Raw genomic sequence first — 580 nt, 5'->3', positions numbered from 1 at the left:
GCGCAGGAAATGGGGGAGAAACGACAGCATCAAGGAGTCCTTGTACGTAGGCGCCCGGCCAGGGCCGGGCGCGTGGAGCGGGGCGTGGTCCCGCCGTTCACATGGCACATCCTCGTGCCTGGCCGAAGCCAGTGCCGCCCACTGGGCGGCGTTCCTTCAGGCCGGGGCCTGGGCGTCCGCCTGGATGGCGGTGAGGGCGATGGTGTAGACGATGTCTTCCACCAGCGCGCCGCGCGACAGGTCGTTCACCGGTTTGCGCAGGCCTTGCAGCATCGGCCCGACGCTGACGCAATCGGCGCTGCGCTGCACCGCCTTGTAGGTGGTGTTGCCGGTGTTCAGGTCGGGGAAGATGAACACCGTGGCCTGCCCGGCCACCGGGCTGTTCGGCGCCTTCTGGCGGCCGACGCTGGCGATGGCGGCGGCATCATACTGCAAGGGTCCGTCGATCAACAGGTCGGGGCGCTGCTCGCGCGCCAGGCGGGTGGCCTCGCGAACCTTGTCGACATCCACCCCGGAACCGGAGTCGCCGGTGGAGTAGCTGATCATCGCGACCCGTGCCGGGATGCCGAAAGCCTGCGCC

Annotated in this window: 1 protein-coding gene; it reads right to left on the bottom strand. The window is 69.3% G+C overall.

The features are described 5' to 3' along the window. Positions 1 to 156: 156 nt before the first annotated feature. On the bottom strand, positions 157 to 580 hold a 424-nt coding region (locus FLP08_RS16810), incomplete at its 5' end, for a phosphate acyltransferase (protein ID WP_262885547.1).

This window comes from Christiangramia aestuarii (assembly GCF_009735585.1).
Classification (GTDB): Bacteria; Bacteroidota; Bacteroidia; order Flavobacteriales; family Flavobacteriaceae; genus Christiangramia; species Christiangramia aestuarii.
The sequence above is the reverse complement of the archived record's forward strand: the minus strand, read 5'-3'. Positions and strand labels throughout refer to the sequence as shown.